Here is a 15,001-nt window from a genome sequence, read left to right as displayed (position 1 = left end):
CGACCGCCTTCATTCGACGCGTCCGTGGTCCAGCAGGCTCAGCAGGTATTGGCCATAGCCGTTCTTCGCCAGCGGGCGCGCCAGCGCTTCGAGCTGCGCGCGGTCGATCCACTGGTTGAAGAACGCGATCTCTTCCGGGCAGCACACGCGCAGGCCCTGGCGCTTCTCGATGGTCTCGATGTACGTGGAGGCCTCGACGAGCGATTCGTGCGTGCCGGTGTCGAGCCAGGCGTAACCGCGACCCAGTTTTTCGAGGTGCAGGTCGCCCTGCTCGAGGTAGCAGCGATTGAGGTCGGTGATCTCGAGTTCGCCGCGCGGCGACGGCTTGAGTTGCGCGGCGTAGTCGCTGGCCTTGCCGTCGTAGAAGTACAGACCGGTGACCGCGTAGTTGGAACGCGGCTGCGCCGGTTTTTCCTCCAGGCCCACGACGCGGCCGCTGGCGTCGAATTCCGCGACGCCGTAGCGCTCCGGATCGCGCACCCAGTACCCGAACACCGTGGCGCCGCTGTCGCGCGCATCGGCGCGCTGCAGCAGATCGGTGAGGCCGTGGCCGTAGAAGATGTTGTCGCCGAGCACGAGGCAGCTGGGCGCGCCCGCGAGGAACTCGCGGCCGATCAGGTAAGCCTGCGCGAGGCCATCGGGGCTCGGCTGCACGGCGTATTCGATCTTCATGCCCCACTGCGAGCCATCGCCCAGCAGGTTCTTGAACAACGCCTGCTCGTGCGGCGTGTTGATGATCAGCACTTCGCGGATCCCGGCGAGCATCAGCACGCTCAGCGGGTAATAGATCATCGGCTTGTCGTAGACGGGCAGCAGCTGCTTGCTGATCGCCTTGGTGATCGGATACAGGCGCGTGCCCGATCCGCCGGCGAGGACGATGCCCTTGCGGCCGACCTGGCTCATGCCGCCGTCCCGATGCGCTCGAGGCGATAGCTGCCGTCGGTCACGCGCTGCACCCAGTCCTGGTGCGCGAGGTACCAGTCGACGGTGTCGGCGATGCCTTGTTCGAACGTGTGCGCGGGCGCCCAGCCGAGTTCGGACTTGAGCTTGCTCGCATCGATCGCGTAACGGCGATCGTGGCCCGGGCGGTCGGCGACGTAGGTGATCTGCGATTCGCGCTTGCCGCCATCCGCGCGTGGGCGGCGTTCGTCGAGCAACGCGCAGATGGTGCGCACGACTTCGATGTTCTGGCGTTCGGCGTCGCCGCCGACGTTGTAGGTTTCGCCCACGCGGCCGCGTTCGAGCACGGCGCGGATCGCGCTGCAGTGGTCGCCCACGTACAGCCAGTCGCGCACGTTCTTGCCGTCGCCGTAGATCGGCAGCGGTTCGCCGGCCAGCGCGCGCGCGATGATCAGCGGGATCAGCTTTTCGGGGAACTGGTAGGGGCCGTAGTTGTTGGAGCAGTTGGTCGTGAGGACCGGCAGGCCGTAGGTGTGGTGGAACGCGCGCACGAGGTGGTCGGACGCGGCCTTGGACGCCGAGTACGGCGAGTTGGGCGCGTACGCGGTGGTCTCGGTGAACTTGCCGGTGTCGCCGAGCGAGCCGTAGACCTCGTCGGTGGACACGTGCAGGAAGCGGAACGCATCGCGCGCCGGGCCTTCCAGCGATTTCCAGTAGTCGCGCGCGGATTCGAGCAATGCCAGCGTACCGACCACGTTGGTCTGCACGAACGTGCCCGGGCCGTCGATGGAGCGGTCGACGTGGCTTTCGGCCGCGAAGTTCACCACTGCGTCGACGTTGTGTTCGCGCAGCAGGCGATCGACCAGCGTGCGGTCGCCGATGTCGCCGGCGACGAACACGTGGTTCGGGTTGCCGTCGAGCGAGGCGAGCGTGTCGCGGTTGCCGGCGTAGGTGAGCGCATCGAGGTTGACCACCTTGATGCCGCGCTGCACCGCGTCCAGTACGAAGTTGCCGCCGATGAATCCGGCGCCGCCGGTCACCAACCAGGTCGTCACATCAGCCTCCAGTGCCATTCGTGATCGCCGCCCCTGATCGGCGATGGAAAACCGCGCGTCCGCGCGGCAATGCGTGTTGCCGGACTCGCGCGGCGCCCGGGGGCGCCGCGAAAATCAGAACGGGATGTCGTCGTCCGCGAAGTCGTCGCCGAAGTCGCGCGAAGCCGGGGCGGCCGATTCGCGGCGCGGTGCGCCGGCGTCCTGGCGCTGCGGGGGGGCCTGGCGCGCGGGGCGATCGCCGCCGCCGCTGCGTTCGGCGCGCGCACCGCCACCGCCGCCGCCTTCACCGCGGCCGCCGAGCATCTGCATTTCGTCGGCGATGATGTCCGTGAAGAATTTCTTGACGCCGTCCTGGCCGGTGAACTCGTCGTAGCTGATGCGGCCTTCGACGTACACCTGCGAACCCTTGCGCAGGTATTCGCCGGCGATCTCGCCGAGCTTCCCGAAGAACTTCACGCGGTGCCACTCGGTCTTTTCCGTCGCCTCGCCGCCGTCGCGACCCTTGCGGACCGTCGTGGTGGCCAGGCTGACCGACGTGATGGCCATGCCGCCCTGGGTGTACTTGGTCTCGGGATCGTTGCCGAGATTGCCGACCAGGATCACCTTGTTGATGCCACGTGCCATGGGATGCGAATCCTCGAATGCGGGTGGGGCGCGACCGTCGCGGGACGGGCGGGCCAGGCGGCACATGTTACCAGCGGCCCACCGTTCCGCCTGCCGACGGGTTCGGCGAAACGGCACATCCGTTGCACCCCGCCCCGCCCCTCACCAGCGCCAGCGCACCCCGGCCGTGGCCTGTCGCTGCGCGGCGTCCGTGCCCGCGAGCGCTTCGACGAACGACAGCGAGGCGAAGCCCTGCAGGCCGGGGGCGAAGGTCGCCTCGAGGCCGATGTCGAAGGCCGCGCGCAGGCCCGCCGCGGGGCCCGGCAGCGCGAAGTCGCCATCGGGCGCGCGCACCTGCAGCGGTTCGCGCGATTCGCCCGCGGTGTCGGCCAGCGCGAGGCTGGCCCACGGGCGCACCGGCCGGCCGCCGCGCGCTTCGAACGGCCGCTCGGTCCGCAGGGCGATGCGCATGGCGCCGAGGACGTCGTCGGTCATCAGCACGTCGCGGCCGCCGGCGTCGTAGCGATCGCGCCAATGCTGCGCGGACAGGCCGAGTTCGACCTGCGGTTCGAACACCCACGCGCCCGCGTGCCGGCGCTGGCCGCCCTGCACGCGCAGCGCGAGCCCGTTGCCGAGGACGGTGTCGGCGTGGCCGTCGTCGGTGTGCACGTGCGTGCGCGGCCGGTGCGCCGCGAGCGTGGCGTCGAGGAAGCGGCCGTCGGACCAGGCGCGGCTGGCGTAGGCGCCGAGCAGCGGCGTCGTGGTGCGCAGGCGCGCGGTGCCGGCGATGGCGCGTTCGGTCGAGGCTTCGCCCGTGGTGTGGTGGTGGCCGCGCAGCACGCCGCCGACGAACCCCGCGCGGAACACGGTGCCCGGGCGCGCCGGGAAGTCGCGGTCCACTCCGGCGAGCAGGCCGTGCCCGGTGCCGGCGTGCGCGATGCCGGGGTTGGCGCCGACGGTGCGCTCGTTCGTGTATGCGGCCATCCATGCGCCGCGGCAGGCGCCGCGCAAGGCGTCCCGAGCGGATGGCGCGTCCTCCGATCGTTCGCAGGCAGGGGCTTCGCCGCGGACGGCGGCGAGGCGGTCGAAGACCAGGCGCTGGGCGTCGTCGAGGGCGGCGGTGGCCACGCTCGGTGCGATCGCGAAGGCCGGGAGCTCCGGTAGCACGCGCGCGTCTTCGCGGGATTCGAGGAACCATGCGTGGGCGTCGGGGGCATGGGCGAGCGTCCAGGCGAAAGGGCTGCCCTGCAGGCGCACGATGTCGTCGGCGACGAACGCAGCCGCGTCCGTCGCGCGCGCTGCGTCGATCACGCGGATCGATTGCGGCGCGTTGCCGGGCGTGCCGTCGGAGGTGAAGCGCACGTGCGTCGTGCCGGTGACGTCGCCTGCGATCGCGAGGCCGCCGGACGTTCCGTCGCCGGGCGCAACCGCGACTTCGAGCGTGGCGCCCTCGCGTGCGCGCCACTGGCCCTCGATGGTGAGGCGTGAAGCGTCGGTGCGGACGAGGCCGGCGATGTCGACGTCGCCTGTGATGCGCGCGTTGGAGGTCGCGATGAGCGTCGACGTGCGGTCGATATCGAGCGTGGTGGAATCGAGCGCGGAGGACAGCGTCAATTGCGTGGCGTCTTCCAGGTGCAAGCGTTCGAAGCCCGGGGTGCGCATGAGGTCGGTGTCCGCAAACGTCACGCCCGCGAACGCGAGGCGATCGTCGCCGGCGCCGCCGTCGATCGCACCGGCGAGTGTCGCGGCGCCTGCGATGTGCAACGTGTCGTCGCCGTCGCCCAGGTGGCCGTCCACGCGGAATGTTGCGCGTTCGCCGAGGACGACGCGACTCGCGGTGCCCGCATCGGCGACGAGCGTGGTGAGGCCGCCGTCCACGGCTTCGACGAGGCCGGCGATGTGCAATGCGCCGTCGCCCATCGCGATGCGCGGCGTCGCGAGCGACGCAGCGACGTGCAACGTGCCGCGTTCGATCCGCACATCGCGCGCTTGCGATCCCGCGCCCTGCAGCACGCTGGTCCCGTTGCCGCGCTGCACGAGCGCGCCGTCGCCTTCGACGCGCCCGACATGCAACACGTCGCTGCGATCGAAAACCAGCGTGCCCGCGTTGCGGATCGTGGCGTTGCCGACGGAACCCGTCGCGCCTCCGTTTCCGAGTTGCAGCACGCCGTCTTCGAGATGGACGCGCGCGAGCAGGCTGTCGCCGGCGAGCGTCCAGTGGCCTGCGCCGGATTTCACGAGCGACAACGTGCCCGTGGTGTCGAGCGTGCCGCCAACGCGATTGGCGTCGGTGTTGCTGCCGGTGAGCGTCAGCGTGGACGGGAGACCGGTGGAATTGGTCGCGCCGTCCAGGATGAATGCACCGCTGCCCGACGCATCGAGCGTCGCGCCGCGCGCGCCGATCGTGAAGCCGCGATCGGAGGTGTCGCCCGATCCGAGATAGCGCAACGTCGCGCCATCGATCAGCAGCGCGTCCGCTTCGGAAGCACCGAGGCCGAGGTTGCCTGCCTGGCCGGCGGCGGCGAGCGACGCGATTTCGACCGTTCCGCCGAGCAGCTCGGTGCGCCCCGCGTAGTCATTGGTCCCGGTGAGGCGCAGCGTGCCGTCGCCCGTCTTGCGCAGCCCACCGGCGCCGCTGCCCGAGAGCACGCCGGACACGATCGCATCCAGCGCATGCGTGCCATCGGCGACGTCGATCGTGCGGACGGCGCCGTTGAGGTCGATCGCGTTTCGGAAGTCGAGCGTGGCGTCGGACGTGGCGTGCGAGAGGCGCAACCGTCGGTCGTTCCCGACGAAGCCCCCCGTCGCCCATCGCAACGCAACGCCACCGCCGAGATCGACGATGCGCGTATCGTCGTACGCCGCGAACCCGCCGTCCCCGCTCGCCAGCCACGCGAGGTTGTTGCGGCCCGCCGTCGTGCCGAGCCCGCGGAACAGATCGCCCGACGCCGCGGTGAGCCCCAGCACGCCGCCATCGAAGCGAATGCCGGTGCCTGCGGCGTCGACCTCTCCCAAGCCACCTGCGAGCGCCGCTGCATGATCGAGCCGCAGCACGCCGCCGGCCAGTTCGGTGTCGCCCGTGTACGTGTTCGCCGCACCCAGTCCCCAGACCCCCGCGCCGTCCTTCGCGAGCGCGATGTTGCGCGACGTGTTGGCGATCGCGCTGCCGAACACGTTGTGGTCCATGTTGGTCCCGCCGAGGCGGAAGTACGGATTCACCGATGCGTTGAGGTTGACGCTCCCCATCCACCGCAACGCACCCGTGCCACTGGATTCGAGCGCGATGCCTTCCGATCGCCCGGTGCCCGGCGTGTCGCCGGTGGCGGAACTGAAGTTGCGGTTCGTCGTTTCGCCCGCGCCCACGTAACGCAGCACGCCGCGGCTGAAGATCTGCAGTTGCGATGCGTTGTTGGACGCGTTGATGCCGAGGCTTCCGGCTTCGTTGGCCTGCCCCAGTCGCATGACTTCGAGCACGCCGGTGCCGACGACATTGGCCGCGCTGCTGCCGCCGATGCTCGTGCGCCCCGTGTACGTGTTGGCGGTGCCCGACAGGCGCCACGTGCCGTTGCCGTGCTTGACGATCGACAGGAGGCCACCGCCGTCGGCCAGCGTGCCGGCGAATTCGTTGATCGCCTGGCTCGTGCCGCCCAGGCGCAGCGTGCGCGATCCGGACGTCACGCTGGGCGCACCGTTCCACACCAGCGCGCCGCTGCCGTTGGCGACGAGTTCGCCATTCCCGGCGAGCGTGAAGTCGCGATCGGTCGCATCGCCCGCGCCGAGGTACACCAGCGCGGGAAAAGACGTTCCGCCGCCGCCGAACACGAGGTTGGCTGCATCGCGACTCGATGCACCCAGCGCGCTCGCGATCCCGCCATCGTTGATGCGATCCACCGCGACGCGCGTGGCATCGGCCGCGCCGGTGCCGATGTGCGTGCGGCCGGTGTAGGTGTTCGCCGCACCCAGGAACGCCTCGCCGAAGCCCGAGAACGCGACGCTCCCGTTTTCGATCACGGCGCGCAGTTGCACCGCGCGACCCGGCACGCCGCCGCCCAGCGAGGGCGCGGAGAGCGTGATGCGGCGTTCGCCGCCGGCGAGGTCCAGGCCGTTGCGGAAGTCGACGCTGGCGTTGTTCGTCGTGGCGATGAAGCCGAGCGTCTCGCCATCGGGCACGAAACCGCCGCTGTTCCAGCGCAGCGTGTCGCCTGCACCGCCGATGTCCACCGTGCGCACGCCGCCCGCCGCGCCGAACGCCCCGCTGCCGTTGAAACGCACCTGGTGCGCGCCACTGCCGAGTCCGCGGCGGAAATCGCCGCTTGCGCCCGTCAGCACCAACGTCCCGCCGTCGAACACCAGTGCGCTCGTGCCACCCGTCACGCCGATGCCGCCGGGCAATGCGTGCGCGTGCCCAAGTTGCACGGACGCGCCGAACACGTTGTCGTTGCGCGCGTCGATGACCGTGTCGCCGAGGTAGTGGTTCGCCGTCGACAGCGTCAACGTGTCTTCGCGCACGCGCAGTCCGCCGTTGCCGGTGAGCGCGCCCGCCAACGTGCCACCGCCGAAGATCGTGCGTTGCGCATCGCCCAGGTCGATCGCGTTGGTGAAGGTGACGCCCGGACCGATCAGCAGCGACGCGCCGTCCTGCACGAAGCCGTCGCGCCCCCACGCCAGCGGCGCGTTGCCCTGCAGCGTCACGGTGATGGTGCTGCCGAATGCGCGGAACCCGCCGCTCCCGGTCCAGTGCACCTGCCCTGCCCCGGTGCCGAGGTCGCGCGCGAACGTGCCGCCGTGTCGGAAGGCGAGCGCCGGCAGGCTGTCGGGATTCGCACCATTGAAGACCAGCGCGCTGTTCGACGACAGCGCGCCAGCGTTCGCGATCCCGAGGGTGCCCGACGTCAGCGTCGTAGCGCCGCTGTAGGTGTTGGCGCCGGACAACGTGGGCCCGAAACCTTCGTTCGCGCGCACGTCGAGCGACAACGCGTGCGCGCCGGTGTCGGCGAGCGCGCCGGACCAGGTTTGCGAACCGAAGATCCATTCGATCGTCGTCGCTGCGGTGAGGACCGGCGATCCGGTGAACGTGCCGGCGCTGTTCGCACCGAAGCGCACCCTGCCGCCGGTCAGCGTGTAGTGGTTCGCGTAGATTGCGTTGGTGCCGAAGCGCAGGTCCGCGCCGTCGTCGAGGACCAGGTTGGCGGCGCCGCGATCACTGCCGAGTGCGTTGACGTGCGAGAGCACGAGCCGCGCGCCATCGCCCACGCGGACGACGCCTGCGCCGATGCCCGCGTTGTTGCCCGAGACGGTAAAGCTGATGGTCGCATTCGCTGATGCACCGCGGAGGTGGAACCCGCCGGTGAGCGGACCGCTCGCGGTGACGTGCGCGCCATCGGACAGCACGACGTCGCGACTCCCCGCCATCGTGAGCAACCCGGTGCCGCCGAGCGTGTAGTTGCCGGTGCCCGTGAAGCGCAATCCGCCTGCAACGACGTCGGATCCGAGCGTGATCGTGCCTGGCACGGCGAATACGGCGGTGTCGAACGCGCCGTTGTCCCACGCGCGCAACGCGCCGCCGTCATGCCAGTGGGCGAGCGTCGTATTCCACGTACCGGTGCCGGGCGTGCCGGCGGCGGCGCCATTGCCGTCGAAATCGAGATCGACCGCGTGCGCGGTGCCGGCGAGTGCGAGGAGCGGCGCGCTCCAGGCGATGCGGGTGCAAGGGTCCATGGCGTGGGTTCCGGGGGAGGAACCACACAGCTTGGGAATCGCGCCGCGCCACGCCATGCGATCGGCGCTTGCCGGGAGGCGTCATTCGAAGGAAGGGGGAAATGCAGCGATTGCACGCGCCTTGGCACGTGCATGCATCGGTGGGCGGCGTCCCGCCCGGGCTGCGCGCTTTCGCGCGCGTCGTCAGATCGTTTGCGTTTCGCGGGCGAGTTCGATGAGATCGCGGATGTTGCGCGCGCCCAGCTTGCGCAGGATCTTCATCTTGTACGCGCTGACCGTCTTGTTGCTCAGGCGCATGTGGTCGCCGATCTCGCGGTTGGACTGCCCGGCCACCAGGCACCGGAACACTTCGAACTCGCGTTCGGTCAGGCGGCTCACCGGCTTGCCGTCGGAATTGCTGTCGCCCGCAAGCGCCAGCAGTTCCTGGTTGAAGTAGGACTTGCCGCGCGCGACCACCAGCGCTGCCATCACCACTTCGTTGAGCGCGTCGGTCTTGTGCACGAAGCCGTTGGCGCCGGCACGCAGTGCGCGCAGGCCGCTTTCGTGCGCCTCGCCGCCGGAGATCACCAGGATCCCGAATTGCGCACCGCCGGCGCGCAGGCGCGAGATGACTTCCACGCCGCCCAGCACGGGCACGCCAAGGTCGATCACCAGCAGGTCGGGGGAGAGGTTGCGTGCGGCGGCCAGGGCGGCGCCGCCGTTGTCGTGGACCGCGACGACTTCGAACTGGTCATGCGAGTCGAGCAGGCTGCGCAGCGACGCGGCGACCATCGGGTGGTCGTCGACGATGATCACTTTGTACATGGAAGGTCCTTGTCGGGAGGATGCATGCGAACCGATCGACGCGCGTCGGTCCATTGCACCAGGGGGCAAATGTCGTGTGGTTTCCGGCGACGCGTCGCGCACCAGGACTGCGACGACGCCGGTTGCGGCGAACGCGAACGTTCGCCGGTGCGGAATTAGATGGGAACGCGCGTGCGGTCGGAACCGTCCGAAGCCGCGTTTTTCCACGGCAAGAACATTCGTGCCGCGATCAACGCAGATTCGTCAGGGCGACACGGGGAAAAACGCAGGGCCGCGCATGCGGCCGGCGATCAGTGCACGGCGCCCGCGGCATCGAGCAGGCGGGCGATCGCATCGTCCTGCTGCGGGGCGAAACGCAAACCGATGTGGTTGGTGGCGAACCACGCCACTTGCGTATCGAGCGCGATCGCTTCGCTGTCGGGGACGTCGAAGCACATGCGCAGCATCGCGCCGCGCACCGGGGTCCAGCCGCCGTCGAGATCCACGCGCGCGCCGCCCACGGACAGGTCAAGGATGTAGCCTTCATGGGCCTGTCCGTCCCGCGCGACGGTCACCGCGCAGAGCACGTTGTGGCGTTCATGGCGGCGCACTTCGAGGGCAGCGGTCTCCATGCCCCGGATCGTACAGACGGCCCCGTAAGGGCCGTGTACGTTCGTGCAATCCCGGCCCGGAGCGGACCGGCGGTTGGGTTCGGCCGAGCAACGGTGCTGTAACGGGCCTTGCGTTGCGCAGTGCAGCAACGCCAGGCCGGATCGTCACTCCGCGTAGGCTTCCATCGGCGGGCAGGCGCACACCAGGTTGCGGTCGCCGTAGACGTTGTCCACGCGCGCCACCGGCGGCCAGTACTTGCCCGCGACCAGCGACTTGAGCGGATACACGGCCATCTCGCGCGAGTACGGATGCGTCCACTCGCCCACCACTTCGTGCGCGGTGTGCGGCGCGTTGCGCAGCGGGTTGTCCTCGCGGTCCAGCGTGCCCGCTTCCACCGCGCGGATTTCGTCGCGGATCGCGATCATCGCGTCGCAGAAGCGATCGAGTTCTTCCTTCGATTCGCTTTCGGTCGGCTCGATCATCAGCGTGCCGGCCACCGGGAACGACATGGTCGGCGCATGGAAGCCGAAGTCGATCAGGCGCTTGGCCACGTCTTCCACGCCGAGGCCGCTGCCGTCCTTGAGGGGGCGCAGGTCGAGGATGCATTCGTGCGCGACCAGGCCTTCGTGGCCCGCGTACAGCACCGGGTAATGCGTCTCGAGGCGGCGCGCGATGTAGTTGGCGTTGAGGATCGCCATCTGCGACGCGCGGCGCAGGCCGTCGCCGCCCATCATGCGGATGTACATCCACGTGATCGGCAGGATGCTCGCGCTGCCGTACGGCGCGGCGCTCACGGCGCCTTCGTTGCGTGCCAGGCCGCCGGTGCGGTGGCCCGGCAGGAACGGCGCGAGGTGCGACTTGACGCCGATCGGGCCCACGCCCGGGCCGCCGCCGCCGTGCGGAATGCAGAACGTCTTGTGCAGGTTGAGGTGCGAGACGTCGCCGCCGAACTGTCCCGGCGCGCACAGGCCCACCATCGCGTTCATGTTGGCGCCGTCGATGTACACCTGGCCCCCGTGCGAATGCACGATGTCGCAGATCTCGCGCACGCCTTCCTCGAACACGCCATGCGTGGACGGGTACGTGATCATGATCGCGGCGAGCTTGTCGGCGTGCTGCGCGGCCTTGGCGCGCAGGTCGCCGAGGTCGACGTTGCCGCGCGCATCGCACGCGGTGACGACCACGCGCATGCCGGCCATGTTGGCCGTCGCGGGATTGGTGCCGTGCGCCGACGACGGGATGAGGCAGACGTCGCGATGGCCTTCGCCGCGGCTGGCGTGGTACGCGCGGATCGCGAGCAGGCCCGCGTATTCGCCCTGCGAGCCGGCATTGGGCTGCAGCGACACGGCGTCGTAACCGGTGGCTTCGCACAGCATCGCTTCGAGCTCGCGCGTCATCTGCGCGTAGCCCTGCGACTGCGCGACCGGCGCGAAGGGATGCAGCGCGCCGAACTCCGGCCACGTCACCGGGATCATCTCGCTGGCGGCGTTGAGCTTCATCGTGCACGAGCCCAGCGGGATCATCGTACGGTCCAGCGCCAGGTCGTAATCGGCGAGCTTGCGCAGGTAGCGCATCAGCTCGGTTTCGGAGCGGTAGCGGTTGAACACCGCGTGCTGCAGGAACTTGCTGGTGCGGCGCAGCGCCTTGGGCAGCGTGGCGTCGGTGCTCGACAGTGCATCGAAGTCCGGCACTTGCTTGCCATCGGCGAACACCGACCACAGCGCTTCCACGTCCGCGCGCGTGGCGGTTTCGTCGAGCGACACGCCCAGGTGCGTCGCATCGATCTCGCGCAGGTTGATGCCGGCCTCGCGCGCCTTCGCGTGGAGGGTGGCGGTGCGATCGCCGGTGGCGAAGCTCAGTGTGTCGAAGAACGCGGCCTGTTCGGCCTTGACGCCCAGCTGCGCCAGGCCCGCGGCGAGGATCGCGGTGAGCGCGTGCGTGCGCTCGGCGATTGCCTGCAGGCCTTCGGGGCCGTGGTAGACGGCATACATGCTGGCGATGTTGGCCAGCAGCACCTGCGCGGTGCAGATGTTGGACGTGGCCTTCTCGCGACGGATGTGCTGCTCGCGCGTCTGCATCGCGAGGCGATACGCCGGCTGGCCGTGGCGGTCGATCGAGATGCCGACGACGCGGCCGGGCATGTCGCGCTTGAACGCATCCTTCGTCGCGAAGTACGCCGCGTGCGGGCCGCCGAAACCGAGCGGCACGCCGAAGCGCTGCGCGCTGCCGATGGCCAGGTCCGCGCCGAATTCGCCCGGCGGCGTGAGCAGCGTGAGCGCGAGCAGGTCGGCCGAGACGGCGACGAGCGCGTTCACTGCGTGGAATTTTTCGACCAGCGCGCGCAGGTCGACGACGTCGCCGTTGGTCGCCGGGTACTGGAACACCGCGCCGAAGAACTTCGACACGTCCGCCAGGTCGCCTTCGTCGCCGACGACGACCTCGATGCCCAGCGGTTCGGCGCGCGTGCGCACGACGTCGATGGTCTGCGGATGGCAGTGGTTGGACACGAAGAACGCGTTGGCGGCCTTGTTCTTCGACAGGCGCTTGCAGAACGTCATCGCCTCGGCGACGGCGGTGCCTTCGTCGAGCAGCGACGCGTTGGCGATTTCCATGCCGGTGAGGTCGCTGACCAGCGTCTGGAAGTTGAGCAGCGCTTCCAGGCGGCCCTGCGAGATCTCCGGCTGGTACGGCGTGTAGGCCGTGTACCACGCGGGGTTCTCGAGCAGGTTGCGCAGGATCGGCGCCGGGGTGTGCGTGTTGTAGTAGCCCTGGCCGATGAAGCTGCGCAGGACGCTGTTCCGGTCGGCGATGCCGCGCAGCATCGCGAGCGCTTCGGCTTCGCCCAGGCCTTCGCCGGCCGGCAGCACGCTGCTGCCACGGATGCTGCCGGGGACGACGCTGTCGGTCAGCGCATCGAGCGAGGCATAACCCAGCGTCTCGAGCATGGCGCGCGTGTCGGCGTCGCGCGGGCCGATGTGGCGCGCGATGAATTCATTGCGGGTATCGAAGGGGGTTTTCATGCAGGCGCGCCCGGAGTGAGAGGAGCGCCCCATCTGTCGATTCGCCTGAGAGCGTTACTCCTTCGGCGGGCCGAAACGGATTCGCGTACAGGGGTGTCAGGCACCGGAGGGGGAGGATCCCGGGGCGCGACGCGCGAAGAACCGACGGTCACTTTTCAGATTGTGTTTGCCGCGAGGTCCTTTTGCCTGAGAGTTTCCGGGGCGGTTGCTCCTTCGGCGCCGGCGAACCGGTCTCTCCCACGCGGCAATGCTGCGGAAGCGCGCGCATGGTCGCATGGGCCGCCCCGGCGGGCAAACGCGGAACGACGGCCCCCTATAATTGCCGCCTCATCAGTCCCGACCGGTCGTTCCCTTGTCCGTCCCTGACCCCGCAAGTCCCCAGTCCGCGCGCGCCCTGCCCGACCTCCCGGCCATCCAGGCGCTCGCGCGCGAGGACATGGCGGCGGTGGATGCGCTGATCCGGCGCCGGCTGGCGTCCGACGTGGTGCTGATCAACCAGGTCGGCGAATACATCGTGGGCGCGGGCGGCAAGCGGCTGCGGCCGATGTTGCTGCTGCTGGCGGCGCGCGCGCTGGGGCATCGCGGACCGGACGCGCACCAGCTGGCGGCCGTGGTGGAGTTCATCCACACCGCGACGCTGCTGCACGACGACGTGGTGGACGAATCCGACCTGCGCCGCGGCCGCCGCACCGCCAACGCGGTGTGGGGCAACGCGGCCAGCGTGCTGGTCGGCGACTTTCTGTACTCGCGCAGCTTCCAGCTGATGGTGGAACTGGATCGCATGCCGGTGATGCAACTGCTCGCCGACACGACCAACCAGATCGCCGAAGGCGAAGTGCTGCAGCTGCTGCACGTGCGCAATCCCGACACCGACGAAGCGGCGTACCTGCGCGTGATCGAACGCAAGACCGCGGTGTTGTTCGCCGCCGCGACGCGCCTGGGTGCGATGCTGGCCGGTGCGGATGCCGCAACGTGCGATGCGATGCACGCGTACGGCATGCAGCTGGGCTATGCGTTCCAGATCGCGGACGACGTGCTGGACTACGCGTCCGATGCCGACACGCTGGGCAAGAACCTCGGCGACGACCTGGCCGAAGGCAAGGCGACGCTGCCGCTGATCCACGCGATCGCGCACAGCGATGCGGCCACGCAAGCTGTGCTGCGCAATGCGATCGAACATGGGGACGTGGACGCGATGCCGGCGGTGATGGCGGCGATCCATGCGACCGGCGGGCTGGAATACAGCCGGAAGCGGGCGATGGAATTCGCGGATGCGGCGGAGGCGGCGCTCGACGGGATTGCGGGGAATGCGGCTACGGATGCGTTGCGGGGGTTGGCCAAGTATTCGGTGTCTCGGGATCACTGACGCGGTTTCGGGGCGTCCCCTCCCCTGCCCTCCCCGCGTGGCGGGGAGGGGGAATTGGAGTCCCTGCGGGACTGCGTTACTGGGTCACCGGTCTATTTGGTGGCGAAGCGTTCTGCGAGGAAGACGCGCATCATTCTTTCTGCGCGGTGCATTGCGAGTTCGTTGTACATGCAGCCCGGCGGCTTGTTCGCATCCGGCAGCGCGAAGCAGTGCACGGCGCCGCTGAAGTTCACGAACTGCCAATCCACCTTCGCGGCATTCATCTCGTTCTCGAACGCGGGGATGTCGCCCTTCGTGCCCTGGTCGTCGGCGCCGTTGAGCACCAGCAGGCTCGCTTTCACGGTGCCGGGCTTGGCGGGCATGTCGGTGTTCAAACCGCCATGGAAGGTCACGACGGCGTCGACGTCGGCGCCCATGCGCGCGAGTTCCAGCACCGTGGCGCCGCCGAAGCAGTAGCCGACCGCGCCGAGGTGCGTCGTGTCGAGCGGCACGTCCTTCGAAGCCTTCAGCACCTCGAGCGCCTTGGCGACGCGCGCGCGCAGCACGCTGCGATCGGCGTAGAGCTTCTTGACCTGCGCCATCGACTCTTCGTCGTTCTTCGGGCGCACGCCCTTGCCGTACACGTCGGCGAGCAGCACCACGTAGTCGTCGCCGGCGACATGCTTGGCCTTTTCGATCGCACTGTCGGACACGCCCTTCCAGTCCGGCACCATCACCAGGCCGGGGCGCTTGATGCCATTCGTATCGTCGTAGACGAGGTAACCGCTGAAGGTGTCCTTGCCGACCTTCCATTCGACGGGCCTGGCCTGCATCGCCGCGTGCGCGGTGGACAGGCCGGTGAGGAGCAACGCAACGACTGCAAGTGCGCGACGCATGACGACTCTCCTTGTGTGGCGTTCCGAAGCGGTGCCGAGCCTACCCCGCCGGTGTTGGACCGGCGTGAA

The 15,001-nt window shown here is 69.4% G+C and carries 9 protein-coding genes and 1 riboswitch; of the genes, 1 reads left to right on the top strand and 8 read right to left on the bottom strand.

Features of this window, described 5'->3' with window-relative positions; all coding sequences use genetic code 11:
* Positions 1 to 9: 9 nt before the first annotated feature.
* From rfbA to gcvP, 7 genes are all read right to left on the bottom strand, one after another.
* Positions 10 to 903, bottom strand: coding sequence for a glucose-1-phosphate thymidylyltransferase RfbA (gene rfbA / locus LYSHEL_RS09715; RefSeq protein ID WP_213433850.1), 894 nt, complete (start codon positions 901 to 903; stop codon positions 10 to 12).
* The gene (gene rfbB, locus LYSHEL_RS09710) at positions 900 to 1,955 is read right to left on the bottom strand and encodes a dTDP-glucose 4,6-dehydratase (RefSeq protein ID WP_213433849.1); all 1,056 of its coding nucleotides are present in this window, start codon (positions 1,953 to 1,955) and stop codon (positions 900 to 902) included. The genes rfbA and rfbB overlap by 4 nt, the downstream gene beginning before the upstream one ends.
* Positions 1,956 to 2,069: 114 nt before the next feature.
* Positions 2,070 to 2,579, bottom strand: coding sequence for a single-stranded DNA-binding protein (ssb, locus tag LYSHEL_RS09705; protein ID WP_213433848.1), 510 nt, complete (start codon positions 2,577 to 2,579; stop codon positions 2,070 to 2,072).
* 141 nt (positions 2,580 to 2,720) lie between these two features.
* Positions 2,721 to 8,276, bottom strand: coding sequence for an autotransporter-associated beta strand repeat-containing protein (locus LYSHEL_RS09700; RefSeq protein ID WP_213433847.1), 5,556 nt, complete (start codon positions 8,274 to 8,276; stop codon positions 2,721 to 2,723).
* Positions 8,277 to 8,459: 183 nt separating this feature from the next.
* Complete coding sequence (locus LYSHEL_RS09695) at positions 8,460 to 9,080, bottom strand: response regulator transcription factor (RefSeq protein ID WP_213433846.1); 621 nt, start codon at positions 9,078 to 9,080, stop codon at positions 8,460 to 8,462.
* 290 nt (positions 9,081 to 9,370) lie between these two features.
* On the bottom strand, positions 9,371 to 9,691 hold the full coding sequence (locus LYSHEL_RS09690; protein ID WP_213433845.1) for a PilZ domain-containing protein: 321 nt from the start codon (positions 9,689 to 9,691) through the stop codon (positions 9,371 to 9,373).
* Positions 9,692 to 9,835: 144 nt separating this feature from the next.
* On the bottom strand, positions 9,836 to 12,724 hold the full coding sequence (gene gcvP, locus LYSHEL_RS09685; protein WP_407075140.1) for an aminomethyl-transferring glycine dehydrogenase: 2,889 nt from the start codon (positions 12,722 to 12,724) through the stop codon (positions 9,836 to 9,838).
* 131 nt (positions 12,725 to 12,855) lie between these two features.
* A riboswitch (glycine riboswitch) is annotated at positions 12,856 to 12,941 on the bottom strand.
* A gap of 186 nt (positions 12,942 to 13,127) precedes the next feature.
* Between gcvP and LYSHEL_RS09680 the strand changes: the two genes are divergently transcribed.
* The gene (locus tag LYSHEL_RS09680) at positions 13,128 to 14,057 is read left to right on the top strand and encodes a polyprenyl synthetase family protein (protein WP_213437758.1); all 930 of its coding nucleotides are present in this window, start codon (positions 13,128 to 13,130) and stop codon (positions 14,055 to 14,057) included.
* A 92-nt stretch (positions 14,058 to 14,149) separates the two neighbouring features.
* Here the strand turns inward: LYSHEL_RS09680 and LYSHEL_RS09675 are convergent, their stop codons facing one another.
* Positions 14,150 to 14,932, bottom strand: a complete 783-nt coding sequence (locus LYSHEL_RS09675; protein ID WP_213433843.1) for a dienelactone hydrolase family protein — start codon at positions 14,930 to 14,932, stop codon at positions 14,150 to 14,152.
* Between the last annotated feature and the right edge of the window lie 69 nt (positions 14,933 to 15,001).

Origin of the sequence: Lysobacter helvus, from assembly GCF_018406645.1 — a bacterium.
Lineage (GTDB): Bacteria > Pseudomonadota > Gammaproteobacteria > Xanthomonadales > Xanthomonadaceae > Noviluteimonas > Noviluteimonas caseinilytica.
The sequence above is the reverse complement of the archived record's forward strand: the minus strand, read 5'-3'. Positions and strand labels throughout refer to the sequence as shown.

What these genes read in the sequence shown, in the direction of transcription:
- LYSHEL_RS09700 (WP_213433847.1), bottom strand. Translation starts at nt 8,276, where the DNA reads ATGGACCCTTGCACCCGCATCGCCTGGAGCGCGCCGCTCCTCGCACTC.
- gcvP (WP_407075140.1), bottom strand. Translation starts at nt 12,724, where the DNA reads ATGGGGCGCTCCTCTCACTCCGGGCGCGCCTGCATGAAAACCCCCTTC.
- LYSHEL_RS09690 (WP_213433845.1), bottom strand. Translation starts at nt 9,691, where the DNA reads ATGGAGACCGCTGCCCTCGAAGTGCGCCGCCATGAACGCCACAACGTG.
- LYSHEL_RS09675 (WP_213433843.1), bottom strand. Translation starts at nt 14,932, where the DNA reads ATGCGTCGCGCACTTGCAGTCGTTGCGTTGCTCCTCACCGGCCTGTCC.
- LYSHEL_RS09695 (WP_213433846.1), bottom strand. Translation starts at nt 9,080, where the DNA reads ATGTACAAAGTGATCATCGTCGACGACCACCCGATGGTCGCCGCGTCG.
- rfbA (WP_213433850.1), bottom strand. Translation starts at nt 903, where the DNA reads ATGAGCCAGGTCGGCCGCAAGGGCATCGTCCTCGCCGGCGGATCGGGC.
- LYSHEL_RS09680 (WP_213437758.1), top strand. Translation starts at nt 13,128, where the DNA reads ATGGCGGCGGTGGATGCGCTGATCCGGCGCCGGCTGGCGTCCGACGTG.
- ssb (WP_213433848.1), bottom strand. Translation starts at nt 2,579, where the DNA reads ATGGCACGTGGCATCAACAAGGTGATCCTGGTCGGCAATCTCGGCAAC.